At 59.5% G+C, this 20,984-nt stretch carries 19 protein-coding genes; 18 read left to right on the forward strand and 1 reads right to left on the reverse strand.

Translation table 11 applies throughout. The annotated features are described in order from the left end of the window. Nucleotide 1 precedes the first annotated feature (1 nt). From rsmA to FTE24_RS01955, 7 genes are all read left to right on the forward strand, one after another. Entirely contained in the window at nt 2-886 is an 885-nt protein-coding gene (rsmA, locus tag FTE24_RS01925; RefSeq protein ID WP_150235545.1) for a 16S rRNA (adenine(1518)-N(6)/adenine(1519)-N(6))-dimethyltransferase RsmA, read from the forward strand. Nucleotides 887-1,028: 142 nt separating this feature from the next. Then, nucleotides 1,029-1,307, forward strand: coding sequence for a Veg family protein (locus tag FTE24_RS01930; protein ID WP_150235547.1), 279 nt, complete (start codon nt 1,029-1,031; stop codon nt 1,305-1,307). A 179-nt stretch (nt 1,308-1,486) separates the two neighbouring features. Then, nucleotides 1,487-2,341, forward strand: a complete 855-nt coding sequence (gene ispE, locus FTE24_RS01935; protein ID WP_150235549.1) for a 4-(cytidine 5'-diphospho)-2-C-methyl-D-erythritol kinase — start codon at nt 1,487-1,489, stop codon at nt 2,339-2,341. Between the two features lie 241 nt (nt 2,342-2,582). Next, nucleotides 2,583-3,410: a pur operon repressor gene (gene purR / locus FTE24_RS01940; RefSeq protein ID WP_150235550.1), complete on the forward strand. Its 828-nt coding sequence runs from the start codon at nt 2,583-2,585 to the stop codon at nt 3,408-3,410. 321 nt (nt 3,411-3,731) lie between these two features. Next, nucleotides 3,732-4,028 (forward strand): septation regulator SpoVG, encoded by a 297-nt coding sequence (gene spoVG / locus FTE24_RS01945; RefSeq protein WP_150235552.1) that lies wholly within the window; start codon nt 3,732-3,734, stop codon nt 4,026-4,028. Between the two features lie 341 nt (nt 4,029-4,369). After that, entirely contained in the window at nt 4,370-5,761 is a 1,392-nt protein-coding gene (gene glmU, locus FTE24_RS01950; RefSeq protein ID WP_150235554.1) for a bifunctional UDP-N-acetylglucosamine diphosphorylase/glucosamine-1-phosphate N-acetyltransferase GlmU, read from the forward strand. 170 nt (nt 5,762-5,931) lie between these two features. Next, on the forward strand, nt 5,932-6,882 hold the full coding sequence (locus tag FTE24_RS01955) for a ribose-phosphate diphosphokinase (protein WP_141447839.1): 951 nt from the start codon (nt 5,932-5,934) through the stop codon (nt 6,880-6,882). 110 nt (nt 6,883-6,992) lie between these two features. On the opposite strand, the gene FTE24_RS01960 is transcribed toward FTE24_RS01955, so the two are convergent. Further along, the gene (locus FTE24_RS01960; RefSeq protein WP_141447840.1) at nt 6,993-7,193 is read right to left on the reverse strand and encodes a hypothetical protein; all 201 of its coding nucleotides are present in this window, start codon (nt 7,191-7,193) and stop codon (nt 6,993-6,995) included. Nucleotides 7,194-7,336: 143 nt separating this feature from the next. Here FTE24_RS01960 and pth point away from each other — a divergent pair, with 143 nt between their 5' ends. The 11 genes from pth (at nt 7,337) to tilS (ending at nt 20,973) form a co-directional block, all read left to right on the forward strand. Next, the gene (gene pth, locus FTE24_RS01965) at nt 7,337-7,897 is read left to right on the forward strand and encodes an aminoacyl-tRNA hydrolase (protein ID WP_141447841.1); all 561 of its coding nucleotides are present in this window, start codon (nt 7,337-7,339) and stop codon (nt 7,895-7,897) included. Between the two features lie 90 nt (nt 7,898-7,987). Beyond that, on the forward strand, nt 7,988-11,521 hold the full coding sequence (gene mfd, locus FTE24_RS01970) for a transcription-repair coupling factor (RefSeq protein ID WP_150235556.1): 3,534 nt from the start codon (nt 7,988-7,990) through the stop codon (nt 11,519-11,521). Beyond that, a complete protein-coding gene (locus FTE24_RS23415; RefSeq protein ID WP_160441617.1) occupies nt 11,505-12,725 on the forward strand; it encodes a peptidylprolyl isomerase in 1,221 nt (406 codons plus the stop codon). The genes mfd and FTE24_RS23415 overlap by 17 nt, the downstream gene beginning before the upstream one ends. 129 nt (nt 12,726-12,854) lie before the next feature. Continuing rightward, entirely contained in the window at nt 12,855-14,522 is a 1,668-nt protein-coding gene (locus tag FTE24_RS01980; protein ID WP_150235560.1) for an oligosaccharide flippase family protein, read from the forward strand. Between the two features lie 185 nt (nt 14,523-14,707). Next, nucleotides 14,708-16,186, forward strand: coding sequence for a nucleoside triphosphate pyrophosphohydrolase (gene mazG, locus FTE24_RS01985; protein WP_150235562.1), 1,479 nt, complete (start codon nt 14,708-14,710; stop codon nt 16,184-16,186). Between the two features lie 255 nt (nt 16,187-16,441). Beyond that, nucleotides 16,442-16,714, forward strand: a complete 273-nt coding sequence (locus FTE24_RS01990; protein WP_141447846.1) for an HU family DNA-binding protein — start codon at nt 16,442-16,444, stop codon at nt 16,712-16,714. A gap of 2 nt (nt 16,715-16,716) precedes the next feature. After that, nucleotides 16,717-16,995, forward strand: coding sequence for an RNA-binding S4 domain-containing protein (locus tag FTE24_RS01995; RefSeq protein ID WP_141447847.1), 279 nt, complete (start codon nt 16,717-16,719; stop codon nt 16,993-16,995). Nucleotides 16,996-17,316: 321 nt separating this feature from the next. Continuing rightward, nucleotides 17,317-17,709 carry an FtsB family cell division protein gene (locus tag FTE24_RS02000; RefSeq protein WP_141447848.1) on the forward strand — a complete coding sequence of 131 codons (393 nt, stop codon included), beginning with the start codon at nt 17,317-17,319 and terminating at the stop codon, nt 17,707-17,709. Nucleotides 17,710-17,835: 126 nt separating this feature from the next. Next, nucleotides 17,836-18,405 carry a S1 domain-containing RNA-binding protein gene (locus FTE24_RS02005; RefSeq protein WP_141447849.1) on the forward strand — a complete coding sequence of 190 codons (570 nt, stop codon included), beginning with the start codon at nt 17,836-17,838 and terminating at the stop codon, nt 18,403-18,405. Nucleotides 18,406-18,599: 194 nt separating this feature from the next. Beyond that, the gene (locus tag FTE24_RS02010) at nt 18,600-19,523 is read left to right on the forward strand and encodes a protein kinase domain-containing protein (protein ID WP_160441618.1); all 924 of its coding nucleotides are present in this window, start codon (nt 18,600-18,602) and stop codon (nt 19,521-19,523) included. Nucleotides 19,524-19,542: 19 nt separating this feature from the next. After that, nucleotides 19,543-20,973 (forward strand): tRNA lysidine(34) synthetase TilS, encoded by a 1,431-nt coding sequence (tilS, locus tag FTE24_RS02015; RefSeq protein ID WP_337190002.1) that lies wholly within the window; start codon nt 19,543-19,545, stop codon nt 20,971-20,973. Nucleotides 20,974-20,984: the final 11 nt, after the last annotated feature.

Raw genomic sequence — 20,984 nt, forward strand, 5'->3', positions numbered from 1 at the left:
CATGAACGAAAGAGAAGGCATCGCTTCGCCGAAGCGGACCAAGGAAATTATCGACAAGCACCGGTTTTCATTCAAAAAAAGTCTCGGTCAGAACTTTCTGATCGATCAAAATATTCTCGCCAAAATCGTGGGCGCGGCCGATCTGGACGCGACCAAGGGAGCGCTTGAGATCGGACCCGGCATCGGTGCGCTGACGGAGAAGCTTGCCCTGAACGCGGGGGAAGTGACGGCCGTCGAGATCGACCGCAGGCTGATCCCGATTCTCCAGGACGTGCTGGGGCCCTACGGCAACGTGACGATCCGCCAGGCGGACGTGCTCAAAGTGGACCTGAAGGCGCTGTTCGAGGAATCGTTCGCGCGCAGCGAGAAAGTCAGCGTCGTCGCCAACCTGCCGTATTACGTGACGACTCCGATCCTCATGAAGCTGCTCGAAGAAAAGCTGCCGCTCGAAAATATCGTCGTCATGATCCAGAAAGAAGTTGCCGAGCGGATGTCCGCTTCGCCGGGAGGCAAGGAATACGGCAGCCTCAGCATCGCCGTGCAGTATTACAGCGAGCCGGAACTGGTCTGCATCGTGCCGCGCACGGTGTTCATTCCGCAGCCTAACGTCGAATCCGCCGTGATCCGGCTCAAGGTGCGCGAGAAGCCTCCCGTGGAGCTGGAAGACGAGGAGCATTTCTTCACGCTCGTGCAGGCTTCCTTCACGCAGCGCCGCAAAACGATCGCCAACAATTTGCGCGCCCGCTACTTCCCCGGAGAAGGCCGCGAGCGGATGGAGCAGCTGCTGCAGGAAGCCGAGATCGCGCCGACCCGGCGCGCGGAGACCGTCTCGATCGAAGAATATGCCCGGTTGAGCGGGATTTTCCTTCGGGAAGGACTGCGTTGACGAAGGCGAAAAGGCAGCAATAAATTGCCAAAAATACCCCGTTGACAAGGTAGAAATGATCCTGATATAATGATTAATTTAGCTTGACATGCTTCTCTCAAAATGTTACAATTGAGTGTATTGAGAGAGGTGGTTGAGAAGAATGGCACACCAAACGCTATCGGATATCAAACGCAGTCTCGACGCTCACGTAGGACACCGTATCATGCTTCGCGCAAACGGAGGCAGACGCAAGACGGTTGAGCAAACCGGAGTCCTTGAAGGAACTTATCCGGCGGTATTTACAGTTATGCTTGAAGAAGAAGCCGAACACGCTTCGGGCCGCGTTTCTTATAGTTATGCAGATGTTCTGACCGAGACGGTTGAACTTTCCCTGATGAAAGACGATTCGGCTACGCCGATCGCCTACGCCAGCGTCTGATTCGCCCGGGTTTTTAGAAAGGCGGTTTTCGCTTATGCGAAAACCGCCTTTGTTCGTCTTGGAGACGGCGGCGGCATGTTCGGTCAATAGACTTCGTGTCCGATTTTGCATATAATAGCTAAAGTTCAATTCGAGAGGGAAACCGGGATTCCGGTCAGAATGCAGGGGCGGTGGAGAGCGTGTATATTTACGAAAAAGCGCCGGCGAAGATCAATCTGATGCTGGACGTTTTACATAAAAGAAACGACGGATTTCACGAAGTGGAAATGATCATGACGATGGTCGACCTGGCGGATCGGCTGACGCTGAGCGATCCCGGCAGCAGCCGGATCTCGCTGTCGAGCCAATCGGGCTACATTCCGCTGGACGACAAGAACCTCGCGGTGCGGGCGGCCCGTCTGCTGCGCCAGCGCTTCGGCGTCAGCCGCGGCGTGCATATGCACCTGGAGAAGCGGATTCCGGTCGCGGCGGGCCTTGCGGGCGGCAGCAGCGACGCTGCCGCGGCCCTGCGCGGCCTCAACCGGCTGTGGGAGCTCGGGCTGTCCATGGCCGAGCTGGAAGAGCTGGGCGCGGAGCTCGGCTCCGACGTGCCGTTCTGCGTGCGCGGAGGCACGGCGCTGGCGACCGGGCGGGGCGAGCGGCTGGAAGAGCTGCCGAATCCGCCGCGCTGCTGGGTCATCTTGGCGAAGCCGCCGATCAACGTCTCGACAGCGGACGTGTACGGCAATCTGAAGGCGGCGGAGATCGATGTGCATCCTTCCGCCTCCAGCATGCGGCAGGCGCTGGAGCGAGGCTCTTTCGCCGACGTGTGCGGCGGACTCGGCAACGTGCTGGAAGACGTCACGCTGAAGCTGTACCCGGACGTGGGACGGCTCAAAGGCGTCATGGAGCATCTGGGCGCGGACGGCGTGCTGATGTCCGGCAGCGGGCCGACGGTATTCGGGCTCGTCTTGAAGGAAGAGAAGGCGAAGCGGATCTGCAACGGGCTGAGAGGCTTCTGCGCAGAAGTATACGCGGTCAGGACGCTGGGATAGGCCAGGCAGCGGCGCCGAACAGAGCGGGTGCGGATGGGGTCTGCGTTCGGGTCTCAGGCGAACCTCGGGCGAACCTCAAGCGAACCTCAGGATGATCGAATACGGCCTGCGGCAGCTTTCCGCCTAAAATTCTCTAATTTTTCCTCGCTTTTTTAACGTTTTCTAAAACATTCACATGTACAAATACGTACATGGATGATATATTTTTTATAAAACATTCGGATTTAGCGAGGAAACCCCAGTGAAAAAATTAAAACGCAGTGCAAGGCTAGTGGAGTTAACGCAGTTTTTGTTGGCAAGACCGCACACCCTGATCCCGTTGACGACGTTCGCGGAAAGATACGGCGCGGCCAAGTCTTCGATCAGCGAAGATCTGGCAATCATCAAGGAAGTGTTCGAAGAAGAAGGCATGGGCGAGCTTCAGACGCTGGCCGGGGCGGCGGGCGGAGTGAAATACATTCCGCGCGTCTCGGAAGAGCGTGCGCTCGATATTATCTACAAAGTATGCGGCAAGCTGGAAGAACCGGGACGCATTTTGCCGGGCGGTTACCTGTACATGTCCGACCTGCTCGGACAGCCGCATCTGGTGAACGAGATCGGCGATATTTTCGCGACCATTTTCGGCGGGAAAAATATCGACGTCGTCATGACGGTGGAGACCAAAGGCATTCCGATCGCGTACGCGACAGGAGCGAAGCTGAATCTGCCGGTCGTGCTCGTGCGCCGGGACCATCAGGTTACGGAAGGATCGGCGGTCAGCATCAACTACGTGTCGGGTTCGCACAAGAGCATCCATACGATGACGCTGTCGAGACGGGCGATGAAGGAAAAGTCGCGCGTGCTGATCGTGGACGATTTCATGAAAGCGGGCGGAACGGTGCGCGGCATGATCGACCTGCTGGCCGAATTCAACGCGGAGGTAGCCGGCGTGGGCGTGCTGCTCGATTCGGGCTCGGTCGATTCGGAAGAGCGGCTGTTCGAAGATTACGTGTCGCTGGTGACGCTGGAGACGGTCGATGCCAAAAACCGGACGGTCGGCGTGAAGCCGGGCAATTATTTCGAAAAATAAGTGCCCGGTACCGCGCGGCGGATCGTTCGGCGCCAGAAAAGCGTTTCCCGTCGGGAAATGCTTTTTTTATTTAAATTTCGCTTTTCTTTCAAAACGGAGGCAAAACATCGCGGACACATTACTATAAAGTAGGTATTTTACCTAAACTCATTCGTAATGATAACGAATTTCAGCGGAAAACGGAGATATCCGTAGATTTCGGGAATAAAAGCAAAAAAAATTCCGCGATTTTATAATTTTTAGCCGTAAAAAGAAGGATATTGGAAGTCGGCGTGGAATTCATAACTACAAGTCCTCTAACGAAAAAGGTGGTGAACCGAAATGGAAATTACGGCTGTTAGACTCCGCCGAGTCAACTCCGAAGGCAGAATGAAGGCGATCGCTTCGATTACTATCGACGAAGAGTTTGTCGTGCATGACATTCGGGTGATCGACGGGAATAACGGAATGTTCGTCGCGATGCCAAGCAAGCGTACGCCGGACGGAGAATTCCGGGATATCGCCCATCCGATCTCTTCGGGAACCCGCGAGAAAATTCAAGCTGCCGTTCTGGAAGAATACGAACGTGCGGGCGTCGAAGGCGCGGAAGTGGAAGAAGTCATCGAAGAAGGCGCGTAAGCCACACATAATTTCAAAAGGGAGAGGGAACCGGGGGATTCGGTTCCCTTTTCTTTTTGCCAAGAATGCGATATATTCAGTATAAGTAAATACTTATCGCGAAATCGGAAAGCGAAGCGAAGGAAACGGATTTCGAACCGTTCTTTGGCAGTCGCCGCCCATAGCGGGATGAGGCTCAAATTCGCATTTGTGCCGGGAGCGAACCTTGTTCGCGCGCGGACAAACGACAGGCACGCAGTAAACGCAGAAATAACGGCGAAGGCCGAATCCCCAATAACCGTCGCCTCCAGAGGCAACGGTTATTTCCGGGTAAATAAAGAGGAGGCGGAGCATTGAAGAGGATGGCGATTGTTCTTGCCGCCGGCAAGGGCAAGCGGATGAAGTCGAAGCTGTACAAAGTGCTGCATCCGGTATGCGGCAAGCCGATGGTAGGTCATGTGGTGGATACGGTTCGCCGGACGAACAGCGAGCGCACGGTCATTATCGTGGGTCACGGCGCGGAGGAAGTCCAGGCTTACCTGGGCGATCAGGTCGATTACGCGCTTCAGGCCGAGCAGTTGGGCACGGGGCATGCGGTACGTCAGGCCGAGGCCCTTCTGGGTAAGGAAGAAGGAACGACGATTCTGATCTGCGGCGACACGCCGCTCGTGCGCGCGGAGACGATCGAAGCGATGATCGCGCTGCATGAAGGCGAGGGCGCCGCGGCGACTATTTTGACCGCGGTTCCGGAAGATCCGACCGGGCTCGGACGCATCATCCGCGGCGAAGACGGCGGCGTGCTGCGCATCGTTGAGCAGAAAGACTGCACGCCGGAAGAGAACGCGGTCAGAGAGATCAACACGGGCACGTACTGCTTTGACAACCGCAAACTGTTCGACGCTCTGTCCAAAGTGACCAACGAGAACGCGCAGGGCGAATATTACATTACCGACGTGATCGGCATCCTGCGCGGAGAAGGCGACAAGATCGCCGCCTACGCGACGGAAGACCTCGCCGAGTCGATCGGCGTCAACGACCGCGTCGTGCTGTCCCAGGCTGAAGCGGCGATGCGCGAGCGCATCGTGCGCACGCACATGCTCGGAGGCGTCACGGTCATCGACCCGGCTTCGACCTACATCGGCGCGGACGTGACGATCGGTTCGGATACGGTGCTGCATCCGGGGACGGTTCTGACAGGATCGACCCGGATCGGCGAAGACTGCACGATCGGGCCGAACGCGGAAATCGCAAACGCCGACATCGGCGACGACGCGACGGTCTCGCATTCCGTCGTGCGCGAATCCACAGTCGGCGCGCATGTGTCGGTCGGACCGTTCGCGCATCTTCGTCCGGGTTCCGCCCTGGCGGACGGCGTCAAAGTCGGCAACTTCGTCGAAGTGAAAAATGCCGAGATCGGGCAGGACTCCAAAGTGTCCCACCTGAGCTACGTCGGCGACGCCAAAGTCGGCAGCCGCGTCAATATCGGCTGCGGCGCCATCACCGTCAACTACGACGGCTTCAACAAATCGCTCACCGAGATCGAAGACGACGCGTTCGTCGGCAGCAACGTGAACCTGATCGCTCCGGTTCACGTCGGCAAGGGCGCTTACGTGGTCGCGGGCTCCACGATCACGAAGGAAGTTCCGGCCGGCGATCTGGCGATCGGCAGAGCCCGGCAGGAAAACAAGCCGGGTTATGCGGACAAGATCAAGGCTCGCGCCAAAGCGAAAAAGGAAGCGAATTCGAATAAGTAAACGGCGAAAAGGAGGCCGGGCTCAGCAGCCGGGCCTCTTTTCGGGAAAATAGGCAACGTCGGGAAGTTCGAAGCTCCGCAATTTGCGGGCGAGGCATCGTTTTACCGGAGACAGGGTCCGCCCCAGGCGGCCTTGTCCACTAATGACCAGCACGGAGGGTTTACACTATTATGACTTATTGCGATTCAAAGCTGAAAATATTCACGTGCAATTCGAACCCCAAGCTGGCGAACCAAATCGCCGATTACATCGGCATTCCGATGGGCGAATCGCATACGACGAGCTTTAGCGACGGAGAGATCCAGGTCAAATTGTCCGAGAGCGTGCGCGGCAGCCACGTCTACATCATCCAGTCGACCTGCCTGCCCGTCAACGACAACCTGATGGAGCTGCTGGTCATGGTCGACGCGCTGAAGCGCGCTTCCGCAAAAAGTATCAACGTCGTCATTCCGTATTACGGCTATGCCCGTCAAGACCGCAAAGCGCGTTCCCGAGATCCGATCACGGCCAAGCTGGTCGCGGACCTGATCGAAAAAGCCGGCGCGCACCGCGTCATCGCAATGGACCTGCACGCCATGCAGATTCAGGGATTCTTCGACATTCCGGTCGACCATCTGCTGGGCGTGCCGATTCTGGCGCAGTATTTCCGTTCGAAACAGATCGAAAATCCGATCGTCGTCTCGCCGGACCACGGCGGCGTCGTGCGGGCGCGCAAATTGGCGGACCTGCTGAACGCTCCGCTGGCGATCATCGACAAGCGCCGTCCGGAACCGAACGTCAGCGAAGTCATGAACATCATCGGGAATATCGAAGGCAAGACGGCGATCCTGATCGACGACATCATCGACACGGCCGGCACGATCGTGCTCGGCGCGAACGCGCTGGTCGAAGGCGGAGCCAAAGAAGTCTATGCGTGCTGCACCCATCCGGTGCTATCCGGACCGGCCATGGAACGCCTGGAGAACTCGCCGCTCAAAGAAGTGATCGTGACCGATACGATTCCGATCACGCATCCGAATCCGACGAACAAGCTGAAAGTGCTGTCGGTCGCGCCTCTGCTGGGCGAAGCGATCATTCGCGTGCACGAAGAATTGTCGATCAGCAAACTGTTCGAACTGTAGGTTCGGCAGAGTTGCGATAAAGCCTGCGGCGGGTTACGCCTCCTTCCTGGAAGGAGGCGTAACCCTTCTCGGCGTGATTTTGCCCGGGCCTCCCTTGCGGGAAGCGGCGTTTAGTAGCCCGGGCGCGACAGAAACACGTAACGGCCGCGGTGGTACAGCGATTGGCCGATTTCGATAAAGCTTTCGTGAATGCCCGTGACCCGTCCGATATCGACAGGCACGTCCTGATGATAGACTTCGACGGGAACTCCGGCGTTCATATGATCGTGAAAATGGCGGTTGTCCTTGAGTAGGGCTCCGAATTCGTACATGTGGCTTTACAGCTCCTTTGGTGAACGGGCCGGCAGGACCCGCTTCGGCGGGCCGTGCCTGTGTCCCTAATAGGCTTTATCCTTATATTGTAACAAAAATACGCAGCAGAACCATAACGATTGCAGGCGAGGAGTCGTAACGGATGAAATGGATCGTAGGGCTGGGCAATCCCGGCAAAAATTATGAGAAGACGCGCCATAACGTCGGCTTCATGGCGTTGGACCGCTTGGCGCAAAAGCACGGCATTTCGATCAATCAAAGCAAGTGCAAAGCGCTGATCGGCGAAGGCATGATCGGCCGCGAGAAAATCGTCCTGATCAAGCCGATGACGTTCATGAACCTGTCGGGCGAATCGGTTCGCGCCTACATGGACTATTATAAAGTCGAACTCAAAGACCTGATCGTCGTCTACGACGATCTCGACACCGAAGTCGGCCGCGTCCGGCTGCGCTACCAGGGCAGCGCCGGCGGCCACAACGGCATCAAGTCGATCATTCAGCATACCGGCACGCAGACGTTCGACCGGGTGCGCATGGGCATTTCCCGTCCGCAAAACGGCATGGCCGTCGTCGATTACGTGCTGGCTCCTTTTGCCAAGGCGGAGCAGCCGCTGCTCGACGAAATGATCGAAAAGACGTGCGACGCGCTCGAACACAGTCTGGACCATACGTTCGAACAGACGATGGCCCGGTTCAACGGATAGCGAAGAAGGCCTTACCGCCATGCGCCCAGGCGCATCGCAAGGCCTTTGCCTTGCATTCTTTTACTCTACAAGCATAAGAGAGGTGCCCCCTTGTTAAACGCGCTTATCAAAGAAGTTGCCCGGGACCAGGACTTTATCTCGATTCAAAAAGCCGCTGCGGCCGGGATGAAGGAACAGTTGGTCGCGGGCTTGTCGGGCTCGGCGCGCCAGCTGATGATGGCGGGCCTGCATCAGGAGCTGGAACGTCCGCTGCTGATCGTCACGCACAATATTTTTTCGGCTCAAAAAATCGCGGATGATCTTCAGGAAGCGCTTCCCGAAGGAAGCGTGCTGTTCTACCCGGCCAACGAACTGGTCGCGGCGGAATCGGCGATCTCGAGTCCGGAGACCATCGCGCAGCGTATCGAAGTGCTGACTCGCTGCGCCGAAGGGTTCAAAGGCGTGCTGGTCGTGCCGTTCTCCGGCCTGCGCCGTTTCGTGCCGGACCCGGAAGAGATCCGCGCCGCCCAGTTCACGATCGAAGAAGGCGGCACGCTCGACCTGGAACACTTCCTGCTGCGCATGGTCGAACTCGGCTATTCGCGCGTGGAACGTGTCGAAACGCGGGGCGAGATGAGCGTGCGCGGCGGAATCGTCGATTTTTTCCCGACGACGTCCGCGCTTGCCTACCGGATCGAACTGTTCGACGACGAAGTGGACTCGATCCGCACGTTCGACCCGGAAGACCAACGTTCGATCGATAAAGTCAAAAGCGTCCGCATCCGTCCGAGCCGCGAGCTTGTCGCAAGCGGCAAGCGGATGTCCCAGGCGGCCGATGCCGCGGCGGAGCTGCTGGAGAAGCAATTGGAGCGCATGACCGACCGCAAAGCCAAAACGGCGCTGCAGCAAGAAATCGGCCGGGAGATCGAACTGCTGCGCCAACAGATCCATTTTCCGGAAATGTACAAATACGTCTCCCTGATCTACCCGGAACGCCGGACGCTGTACGATTACATGCCGGACGACACGCTGCTGATGATGGAAGAGCCTTCGCGCCTGCTCGACACGGCCGCGCAGCTCGAACGGGACGAAGCCGAATGGAACCTGCACCTGCTGCAGAGCGGCAAAAGCCTGCCGGACCTGCCGCTTGCGCTCGAAGGCGACACGGCCATCTACCAGCGCCCGTTCCAGACGCTGTTCCTGTCGCTGTTCGTCCGCCAGATTCCGCGCACCCATCCGGGGCAGGTCGTCAACGTCGTCAGCCGGACGATGCAGGACTTCCACGGGCAGATGAACGTGCTGAAGGCCGAGATGGAACGCTGGAAAAAATCCAATATGCGCGTCATCATGCTGGCCGGCGACGACGAACGGGCCGAACGCATCCGCCAGGTGCTCGAAGACTACGATATCGAGACGCCGGAGATTATGCGCGGCCATCTGCAGGGCGGCTTCGAGCTGCCCTCCGCCCATCTCGTCGTCATTACGGAAGGCGAACTGTTCGCCCAGAAGCAGCGCAAAGTGCGCAAAAGCACGTCCACGAAGCAGATCGACAACGCCGAGCGTATCAAAAGCTATACCGAGCTGAAAGTCGGCGACTACGTCGTGCACCAAAACCACGGTATCGGCAAATACCTCGGCATCGGCACGCTCGAAGTCGGCGGCATCCATAAAGACTACATGCATATCATGTATGCCGGCGGCGACAAGCTGTCCGTGCCGATCGAACAGATCGACCTGATCCAGAAATACGTCGGCGCCGAAGACAAAGAGCCGAAAGTGTACAAGCTGGGCGGCAACGAGTGGACGAGAGTCAAGACCAAAGTCCGTTCGTCCGTGCAGGACATCGCCGACGACCTGATCAAGCTGTACGCGGAGAGACAGGCTTCCGCCGGGTACAGCTTCGACAAGGATACGCCGGACCAGAACGATTTCGAAAACACGTTCCCTTATGAAGAGACGCGCGACCAGCTGCGGGCGATCGAAGAGATCAAGGGCGACATGGAGATGACCCGTCCGATGGACCGTCTGCTGTGCGGGGACGTCGGCTACGGCAAGACGGAAGTCGCGATCCGCGCGGCGTTCAAGGCGGCGATCGAAGGCAAGCAGGTCGCGATTCTCGTGCCGACGACCATTTTGGCGCAGCAGCATTACGAGACGTTCCGGGAACGTTTCGAAGGGTATCCGTTCAATATTGGCGTCCTCAGCCGTTTCCGCTCGCGCAAAGAACAGAACGAGACGATCAAGGGCGTCAAGCAGGGCACGATCGATGTCATTATCGGCACGCACCGCATCCTGTCGCAGGATCTCGTGTTCAAGGATCTCGGCCTGCTGATCGTCGACGAAGAGCAGCGGTTCGGCGTGACGCACAAGGAAAAGCTCAAGCGGCTCAAGACGAACGTGGACGTGCTGACGCTGACGGCGACGCCGATTCCGCGTACGCTGCACATGTCCATGCTGGGCGTACGGGATCTGTCGGTTATCGAGACGCCGCCGGAGAACCGTTTCCCGGTGCAGACGTACGTGGTCGAATACAGCCCGACGCTCGTGCGCGAAGCGATCGAACGGGAGCTTGCGCGCGGCGGACAGGTGTACTACCTGTACAACCGCGTGCAGGGCATCCACGAGAAGGCGGCGGAAATTTCCGAGCTCGTGCCGGACGCGCGCGTCAGCGTGGGCCACGGGCAGATGAGCGAGCAGGAACTGGAGCGGACGATCCTCGACTTCCTCGAAGGCGAATCGGACGTGCTCGTCAGCACGAGCATCATCGAGACGGGCGTGGACATTCCGAACGTCAATACGCTGATCGTGCACGACGCGGACAAGATGGGTCTGTCGCAGCTGTACCAGATGCGCGGGCGCGTCGGCCGTTCCAACCGGATCGCGTATGCGTATTTCTCTTACCAAAAAGACAAGGTGCTGACCGAGGTCGCCGAGAAACGCCTGCAGTCGATCAAGGAATTTACGGAACTCGGTTCCGGCTTCAAGATCGCCATGCGCGACTTGTCGATTCGCGGCGCGGGCAATCTGCTCGGCGCGGAACAGTCCGGCTTCATCGCGTCCGTCGGATTCGACTTGTACTCGCAGATGCTGGCCGAAGAAATCCAGAAGCGCAAAATTTCGATGCTCGGCGAAGCGCCGGCGGAAGACAAGCACTGGAGCACGATGATCGACCTGTCGATCGACGCGTATCTGCCTTCGGATTACATTTACGACAGCATCCAGAAGATCGAGATTTACAAAAAGGTTGCCGCGGCGACCACCTTCGAAGAAGTGCTCGAACTCGAAGACGAGCTGCTTGACCGGTTCGGCGAACTGCCGGAAGCGGTCGTGCGCCTGATGCAGGTCGCGCGCTTCAAAATTTACGGCCGCACGTACGGCATCGAGAGCATCGCACGAAGAGGCGACGATCTTCTCGTCACGTTCTACGAAGGACAGGAGAAAGCGGCCGATCCTTCCAAACTCGCGCAAGTTGGAAATCAGTTCGAAAGCAGTGTACAATTTAAGCAGGGTACGCCTCTTGCGTTCCAAATCAAAGGCAGGAGCCTGCCGGAATCCGAGCGTTTAGGGACGCTGGAACGGGTTCTGGATGCCCTCCAACAAGCGTTCAAATCGAAGGGAGAACTTCATGATGCAGTCAAGTCATAGAAAATGGGGAAAATTGGCGTCGCTCGGAGCCGTTGCGGTCTTGTCTTTTTCCGTACTGGCCGCCTGCGGCGACAAAGCCGATCCGGGCAATGATACGGCCAAGGTCGAAGACAGCAAGGTACTGGCCACTTACGACGGGGGAAACGTCACGGAAGACCAGTTCAACAAAGAATTGAACGTTATGAAATTTTTGCAGCCGACCTATGCGTCGATGATGGATTCGGCCGATATCAAAAACTATATGCTGGACCAGCAGATTGCTTATAACTATCTCGAAGACAAAGCGACGGACGAAGAGAAGAAGAAGGGTGCCGAAATGGCGACCGAGCAGCTGGATCAGATGAAAGCCCAGGTCGACCAGGAGCAGCTCAATACCATGCTGAAGCAACAGAACATTACCGAAGCGGACCTGACGACGTACATGACGCAGGTCATGACGGCCGTGCAGTACATGTCCAACCAGGTCAAGGACGAAGAAGTGCAAAAAGAGTACGACGCCAACAAAGAAGCCTACATCACGGCGAACGTGCGCCATATTTTGATCAACTTCACGGACGCGGAAGGCAAAAAGCGTACCGAAGCCGAAACGCTGAAGTTGGCCAAGGAAGCCAAAGCGAGAGTCGACGGCGGCGAAGATTTCGCCAAAGTGGCCAAAGAACTGTCGGAAGACCCGGGTTCGGCTTCGAACGGCGGTCTGTATGAAGGCGCAGCCGTAGGCGACTGGGTGGAAGCGTTCAAAAAAGCGGCGATGGAACAAAAAGTCGGCGTAGTGGGCGATCCGGTCAAAACCGAATACGGCTACCACGTGATCAAGGTCGAGAAAAGAACCGACACGCTGACGGACGAAGTGAAGGATTCGGTTCGCCGTACCCTGGCGTCCAACAAGCTGAATACGTTCATGGAAAAAGATTTGAAAGGTATCACGAAAAGCAAGGAAGAATTCAAGGATCCGGTAACGCCGCCTGCGGCCGAAGGCACGACGCCTGAAGGAACCGACGGCGCTGCACCGGAAGGCACAACGCCGCCTGCAACCGAAGGTACGGCTCCCGGAGCCGCCGAAGGAACAGACGGCGCCGTAACGGAAGGTGCCGATCAAGGCGCCGCGACCGATGGTGCGGCGACCGACGGCGCAGCGACCGACGAATCCGGCGCTGCCGGCACGTCGACCGATGCCGGTACCGAGACCAAAACGGACGGCAAGTAAACCCATGCGCCGCCCCCGGGCGGCAGCCATAGTCAAACTCAAAAATAGCGCGCTTCCACGCGCTATTTTTTTGAGCCAAAAAAACGGCCGGAAGCCCGAAGGGCTTCCGGCAAGAAGGAGGGCTGCGGCGTGAAGACGTCCACCTCGTCCGGCTTGCTCAGGGGCGCTTTCATTCTCGGCGCCGCGGCAATCCTGTCCAAAATGATCGGCACGCTGCAGAAGATCCCGCTGCAAAATCTGGGCGGGGACGGCGTGTTCGGCATCTACACGACCATTTATTCGTTTTACGCCTTTTTGGCCGTGTTCGTCACGGCCGCGCTGCCGGCGGCCATCTCCAAATACGTCGCCGAGCGGATCGCCGGCGCGGACGAACGCGGCGTGCGCGCCGTGCTCCGCGCGGGCCTGCTGACCGGCTGCGCCGCCGGCCTGCTGATGGCGCTCGGCATGTGGAGCCTTGCGCCGCTGCTGTCCGGTTGGATCGGCAGCGAGCATACGCTGCTGCCGCTGCGCGCGGTCGCGCTCGCACTGCTCGTCGTGCCGCCGATGGCCGCGCTGCGCGGCTTCTTCCAGGGGCAGCAGCAGGCGCTGCCGACCGCGGTCTCGCAAGTCAGCGAGCAGATCGTGCGCGTCGGGGTTATGATCGCGCTGCTGCTGGCGCTGAACTCGGCCGGCGCTTCCGACGAGCGGATTGCCGCGGGAGCGGCGTTCGGTTCGTTTGCCGGCGGTCTGGCCGGACTGCTCGTCATGCTCGTGTTCTGGCGGCGGCACCGCAAGCGCAAGCAGGCGGAACTCGCGGAGCGGGCGGCAGAGCCGGCTGCGCGGCCGGCTTTCCCGGTGGCGAGTGCCGCCGACCCGCAGGGCGGCTCCGTCTGGCGGTGGATCAAGCCGCTGCTGATCTATGCCGTGCCGGTCTTCGTCGGCTCGCTGTCCCAGCCGCTGCTGAGCCTCGTCGATACGCTTACCGTGCCCCGGCTGCTGCAAAGCGGAGGTTGGGGCGACCTTGCGGCGATGGAGCAGTTCGGCGTCTATAACCGCGGCATCCCGATCGTCCAGCTCGTCTTCATGCTGGCGACTTCGCTCTCCACGCTGCTGCTGCCGGCTATCGCCGAAGCGAAAGCGCGCGGCGAAGAAGGGCGGATCGCCGTATCCGCTTCGGTCGCGCTGCGCTGGCTGTGGCTGCTCGGCCTGACGGCCGCCGCGGGTCTGGCCGTGCTGGCCGGCCCGGTCAACGTCATGCTGTACGCCGACGACCAGGGCACCGACGCGCTGCGCTGGACCGCGCTGTCCGCCGCGGGCGGCACGCTCGGCATCGTGTCCGCCGCGCTGCTGCAGGGCATGGGCGCCGTTCGGGCGCCCGCGCTGTTCCTGCTCGTCTCGGCCGTGTTGAAGCTTGGGCTCAACCTGCTGCTCGTGCCGTATATGGGCATCTCCGGCGCCGCTCTGGCCGGCGCCGTGTCCTACATGGTCGCCGCGCTGCTCGGCGTCCTGCTGCTCGCCCGCCTGACCGGGCTGCGCCGCGGCGTGCGACGTACGCTGCTCCAGCCCCTGCTGCTGGCGGGTCTGACGGCGCTTGCCGCCTATGCCGTCCGCCTGCTGGCGGACGGGCTGCTGACCGCCGCGGGCCTCGACGGACGCGCGGGCGCGATGCTGACCAGCCTCGCCGGCGTCGCCGCAGGCGTGATCGCCTTCGCCGCCGCGCTGATCTACACCCGCGCGGTATCGGACGCGGAGCTGTCCGCACTGCCCGGCGGCACGAAGCTTGCCGCCTTCGCGCGGCGGCTGCGCCGCGAATCGTAGACCGGCGCCGATCGGCCGTCGAGCCGCGATTTCGCCGCCTTTTCCCTGGCTGCAATACACGCTTGAGGGAAAAAATGTCTTTTTCCGAGCAAGGGAACGCTTGTACGCATTTAGGATTCGCAATTCGCGAGAACCCGTGATATAGTGGTAAAATGCGAGGTGCAGCGGAAGGGGATGAATCGGCAATGAGTACGGAAATTACGGTAGTCGGACTGGGTTCCGGCGATCCGGACCAGCTGACGCTGGGCATATGGAAAGTCCTTCAGGGCGCGGGCCGGATCTACGTCCGGACGCAGGAACATCCGGTCATGAACCGGATCGCCGCCGAAGGCATCGCGTTCGATTCGTTCGACTCGGTCTACGAAGACAACGAATCGTTCGGAGACGTCTACGAGACGATCGCGCGCAGGCTCGTGGAGCTGGCGGCGGACGAACCGATCGTCTACGCCGTGCCGGGCCATCCGATGGTCGCCGAGAAGACGGTGCTGCTGCTGCGCGAATATGCGGAGCAGTCCGGCGTCGCCCTGAAGGTGCTCGGCGGGGAGAGCTTCCTCGACCAGGCTTTCGTGCGGCTCGGCTTCGATCCGATCGAAGGATTCCAGCTGCTGGACTCCTCGGGCGTGACGGCCGAGCTGATTCGGCCTTCCCTGCATACGCTGATTGGCCAGGTTTACGATTCGCTGACCGCTTCCGAGGTTAAACTCGGATTGATGGAAGTTTATCCCGACGACCATCCGGTCGTTGTGGGCCATGCGCTCGGCGTGGAAGGCGAAGAGCAAATTCTTCGCGTTCCGCTGTACGAGCTGGACCGCCTCGAAGGATACGGCAACCTGTCGCTCGTGTACGTTCCCCGGAGCGACGACGAAGCGCTTCGGGCCGGCAGTTTTGCCAGGCTGCACGAGATCGTCGGCATTCTGCGCAGCCCGGGCGGCTGTCCGTGGGACATCGAGCAGACGCACGCTTCGATCCGCAAGAACCTGATCGAAGAGACGTACGAGGTGCTGGAGACGATCGACGACGACGACCCCGACCATATGCGCGAAGAGCTGGGCGACCTGCTGCTGCAGATTCTGCTTCACTCCCGCATGGAAGAGGAAGTCGGCACGTTCACCGTCTACGACGTGATTCGCGGACTGAACGAGAAGTTGATCTTCCGCCATCCGCACGTATTCGGCGATACCGCGGCCGGCAGCGCCGAAGAAGCGTTGAAGAACTGGGACGCCATGAAGGCGGAGGAGAAGAAGCTGCGGGGCGAGAACGCTCCGGAAGCCTCCCTGTTGGACGGCGTGCCGAGAGATCTTCCGGCGCTTATGAAGGCGTACAAGATCCAGAAGAAGGCGGCCAAGGCCGGTTTCGACTGGGACAACATCGAAGACGTCTTCGCCAAGATCGAAGAAGAATTGGGCGAGCTTCGCCAAGGGTTGGCCGAGGGGGCCGATGCCGACGCCCTCAAGCTCGAATTGGGCGACTTGCTGTTCTCCGCGGTCAACGCGTCCCGTTTTCTGGATGCCGACCCGGAAGAAGCGCTCTCGCTCGTCAACGACAAGTTCCGCCGCCGGTTCGGTTACATCGAGCGCAAGCTGCGCGAGCGGGGAAGTTCCCCGCAGGGCAGCACGCTCGCCGAAATGGACGAACTGTGGAACGAAGCGAAGACGACGGAATAACGCGAAGCGCCCTTATCACCGCGGCCGCTTCCGCTGCCGGAAGTGCATGCCGGATCCGCAAGAGCGGACTCGGCGCATGCCGGCGCGAACGGCCGTCCGACAAATCGGATAAACGCGACAGCGCAGGGCTTGCCCGTGCTTCGCTTATCATTTTGAGCGTTACGTCTCCGGCATTGCCCGCTTTCGGATCGTATCCGGCAGCCGGCCTGGCGGACAGGCGGACGCGACCTTAAAATCCCGGGAGGAATGAATGCAATGAATAAAACCGAACTGATCAACAACATCGCGGAAAAAAGCGGAGTAGGCAAAAAAGAAGTCGAAGCGGTACTGAACGGCTTCATGGACGGCGTAACCGAAGCACTCGCTGGCGGAGACAAAGTTCAACTGATCGGATTCGGCACGTTCGAGACCCGCAAGCGCGCAGGCCGTACAGGTCGCAACCCGCAGACCGGCGAGCCGATCACGATTCCCGAGTCGAGCGTTCCTGCGTTCAAAGCGGGCAACAAACTCAAAGACGCGGTTAAGTAATTATGCGTGTCGATAAATTCCTGAAAGTGTCCAGGCTCATCAAGCGGCGCACCGTAGCGAAGGACGTGTCCGAGCAGGGCCGCGTGCTGATCAACGGCCGCGAGGCCAAGCCCAGCGCTTCGGTGAAAGTCGGCGACGAAATTACCGTGCAGTTCGGGCAGAAGCTCGTCACCGTCCGGGTCGAACGCCTCGCGGATACGACCCGCAAAGATGAAGCGGCAGGCATGTATACCCTAGTCAAGGAAGAACCGATTCCCCGTGAAGACGGTTTTAACTTTTAACGAAGTCGTTTGACAAACCTAAAAAGGCGTTTCCGCTGCGGCGGGAACGCCTTTTTAGGCTAAATTTGCGCGTTTTCGCGTCAATTCTTCTTCTTTTGTGTTAATGTTCTAAGTAGATCTTTAAGATAGGCCATGCGGACTATGAACCGCTGCCCAGGCAGAGGACAATCTTTTCGCCGCTCTATCGAGTCTGGCGGCTTTTCTTCCGATACAAAGCGTGAAGCCGCGTGCCGGATTCCTTTTCCGACGGGAAGATCGGTACGCTGCATTCCTATTCAAATAACGGCCGGCATCTGTCCGGTGAAGGAGGGTTCCATAAGCATGAGAGCGACTTCCGCAGCAAGAAATCCCAATCGACAACAGCCTGAACGAGCACCGAAGAACGATCGGACCGAGGTCCGGCGAACATCGTCCAACCGGCAGCAGAGCGGCAAGAAGCGTCTTCGTTTATGGGCTGTCCTGATGCTGGTTCTGATTCTCTGGTCGGGATATACCCTGATCAGCCAATCGTCGGTCATCGCGGACAAGTCCGCGCAGCTCGAAGAACGGGCGACGGCCAAAGCGTCAAGCGAGACGGCGCTGGGCGAAGTGAAAACGGAGATCAAGCGACTTCAGGATCCTGAATATATCGCCCAAATCGCCCGCAAGGAATACAACATGTTCAAACCGGAAGAAATCCCGATCCGGGTCACCGGAGAAGGCGGAGGAGAGTAGGTTTTCCGCGGTTTTATGCGGTTTTGTTTGTTGACCGCCGTTTCCGCTTCCGTTATAATCAAATCACCGCAGCCCGGAATTTGACAGATTCGGCTGTATATTTTTAAGGGAGGATCATTTCATTCTATGGCAATTGAAGTAGGCACCAAATTAGAGGGCAAAGTGACAGGCATTACGCATTTCGGAGCATTCGTGGATTTGTCCGGAGGTGTCACGGGTCTTGTTCATATCTCGGAAATCGCCGACAACTACGTAAAAGATGTGAACGATCACCTGAAGATTGGCGATATGGTGACGGTCAAAGTCATCAACGTCGACAAAGACGGCAAGATTGGCTTGTCCATCAAGCAAACGGTGGATCGACCTGCCGGTTCTGCACCTGCTCCTTCCTCCCGTCCTCCTAGACCGGATCGCGACCGCGGACCGAGCAGCGGCGGCGGTGGCGGCGAACGCTACAACGGTAGCGGCGGCGGTGGCGGTGGTGGCGGATTTAACCGCGGCGGCAGCGGCGGTGGCGGCGGCCGACCTTCGAGGCCTCCTGGCGGCGGTAAACCTGCATTCGGCAAGCCCGCATTCGGTAAGCCTTCGTTCGATGATAAATTGACCCGTTTCCTTAAAGACAGCGAAGAGCGCATCTCTTCCATCAAGAAAAACACGGAATCCAAGCGTGGAGGCCGTGGAGCCAAGAGATCGTAAGACGATCCTTTGGTTTGTATAGCTGCGATCACCGCGAATGGCCAAGCCGCTCGCGGTTTTTTGCTTTGATTCGCGGCAGCGTTCAACGAACACCGCTTTTTATCCGATAAAAGATAAAGATTGGCTTCAAAAGGTTCACAAACTGCCGGAATCGGATATCGGCCGCAATCGCGCCGGAAAGGACGGGATGCCAAGTGGCTGCACCAGATTTGCCGGAATTCACGCCGGGCAAGGTCGTGACCGGAGAGAACCAGGGCGGGCAGTACACGATACAGTCGTTGATCGGGCGCGGAGCGAACGGCAACGTCTATCTGGTGCGGTCGGCGGCCGGCTATCCGGCGGCGCTCAAGGCCGGCCCGGAAAAGCCGGAACTCAAAGCGGAAGTCGAAATGCTGGCCGAGCTGAAAAAGCGCGAGCTTGAAAACGGCGACCATCGTTCGTTTCTGCTCGACGCCGACCGGTTCCGGACCGGGGATCGCTCTATTCCTTTTTACGTGATGAAATTCGTGCGCGGCATGCCGATCGACGCCTATATTCGCAAATACGGATACCGTCAGATCGGGGCCGCCGGGCTTGGCCTGCTCGATCGGCTGTCCGGGCTGCACCGTGCCGGCTTCATTTTCGGCGATCTCAAGCCGTGCCACGTGCTGGTCGAAGAGAGCGGCGCCGTGGAGCTGGTCGATTACGGCGGAGCCAGCGCGATCGGCGCGAGCGTGAAGCAGTACAGCGGTTGGTACGACCGCAAATACTGGAACGCGGGCAGCCGCACCGCCGACCCCGGCTACGACCTGTTCGCTTTTGCGGTGCTCTGCCTGCACGTCTTCGACGAGCGGGGGCTGCGCCGGCTCGACGGGGCGCTGCTGCCCCAGACCCGCAGCGCGGAAGACCTGGCCCAGCTGGCCGGCCGGATTCCGGCGCTGCAAGTCTTCCGGCCGTGGCTGGAGCGGGCGCTGCACGGGGGCTTCACGGGCTCGGGGGAAGCGCACGCCTACTGGAAGGCGCTCTGCCGCCTGCATCCCGCCAAAGCGCGGAGAGGCTCTTCCAGGATGCTGACAGCCGCGTTCTGCGGCTCCCTGCTGCTGCTCGGGGCCGTCGTGTACGCGGCGCTGTCGCTATGAGAAAAGGGGAGGGGAGACGGTGAAGGACGACAACCGATTGTTGGACGGGCTGGACCGCGAAGCCGGCGAATACGGCATGTGGCGCGGCGGGGACACGATCGTGGTCGCCGTGTCCGGCGGACCGGATTCGATGGCGCTGCTGCATCTGCTGCACGGCTTGTCGCCGCGGCGGAATCTCCGCCTCGTCTGCGCGCACGTGAACCACGGCCTGCGGCCGGAAGAATCGGCGGCGGAAGCGGAACGGGTGCGCGAAGCCGCGGACCGGCTCGGCCTGCCGTTCGAACTCGGCGAACCGGACGTCAGCGGACACAAGCGCGCAGAGCGCCTCGGCACCCAGGCGGCGGCGCGCGAGCTTCGCTACCGGTTTTTGCGGGACACGGCGCGCAGACACGGCGCGTCAGCTATCGCGCTGGCCCATCACGCGGACGACCAGGCGGAGACGGTGCTGCTGCATCTGCTGCGCGGAAGCGGAACCGGCGGATTGGGCGGCATGCGCCGGGTACGCGAATGGGACGGCGTTCGGCTGGTGCGGCCGCTGCTCGGCTTCGGCAAAGCCGATTTGGTTTCTTTTTGCGAAAAAAACAGGATCGGCTATGTGACGGACAGCAGCAACGCCCGGCCCGATTATGTTCGAAACCGGATTCGGCTGGAGACGATTCCGCATCTGGAGAGTTACAACGGAAAGCTGACGGCGGCGCTGAACCGGCTGGCCGACACGCTCGGCCCGGAAGAAGATTTTTTGAACGAACAGGCCGAACTTGCGTTCGAACAGACCTGCGCGGTGGGTCCGAACGGCACGGAGCTTCGAACGGAGGCCTTTTCCTCCCGGCCCGTCGCTTTACAACGCAGGCTCGTTAAATTAATATTAAATTACCTGTCGGAACCGGACATGGAGACCGATTTTGCCAAGGTGGAGCTTGTGCGCCGGCGCTTGGTCTCTTCCGAAGATTCGACCTGGACGCTGGACCTCGGATACGGACGGACCTGCACGCGCGAATACGATCGTGCGTTTTTCCGTCTCGGCAGACCCGAGCCCGGCGTTCTTCGAACCGTGAGCATCGACAGGGAGCCGGGTATGCGCAGGCTGTCGTTCGGAAGTTTCGATATGATCTTCAGGGAGGAGCGGGAAATTCCCGACGTCGAAACGATGAGGAATCCGGACCGCCGGGAAGTCGCGTTCGACGCGGATCGGCTGCAGTACCCGCTAACCTTGCGTTCGCGCCTTCCGGGAGATCGGATCGAGCTTCCGCGAGGAGCCGGCACGAAGAAAGTCAAAGATCTGCTGATCGACGAAAAGATCGCTCCGTCCGAGCGCGGCCTGATTCCGGTCGTATGCGACGCGCAGGGGCGCATCGTGTGGCTGGCCGGCCTGCGGCGCTCCGGACATGCCTGGATAGACGGGCGGAGCGAGAAGATTCTATATATTCGGATAGATCGGGCTCTTTGTTGACGGTTTTGGTT

The sequence above is a fragment of the Saccharibacillus sp. WB 17 genome (genome assembly GCF_008634075.2).
Taxonomy (GTDB): Bacteria; Bacillota; Bacilli; order Paenibacillales; family Paenibacillaceae; genus Saccharibacillus; species Saccharibacillus brassicae.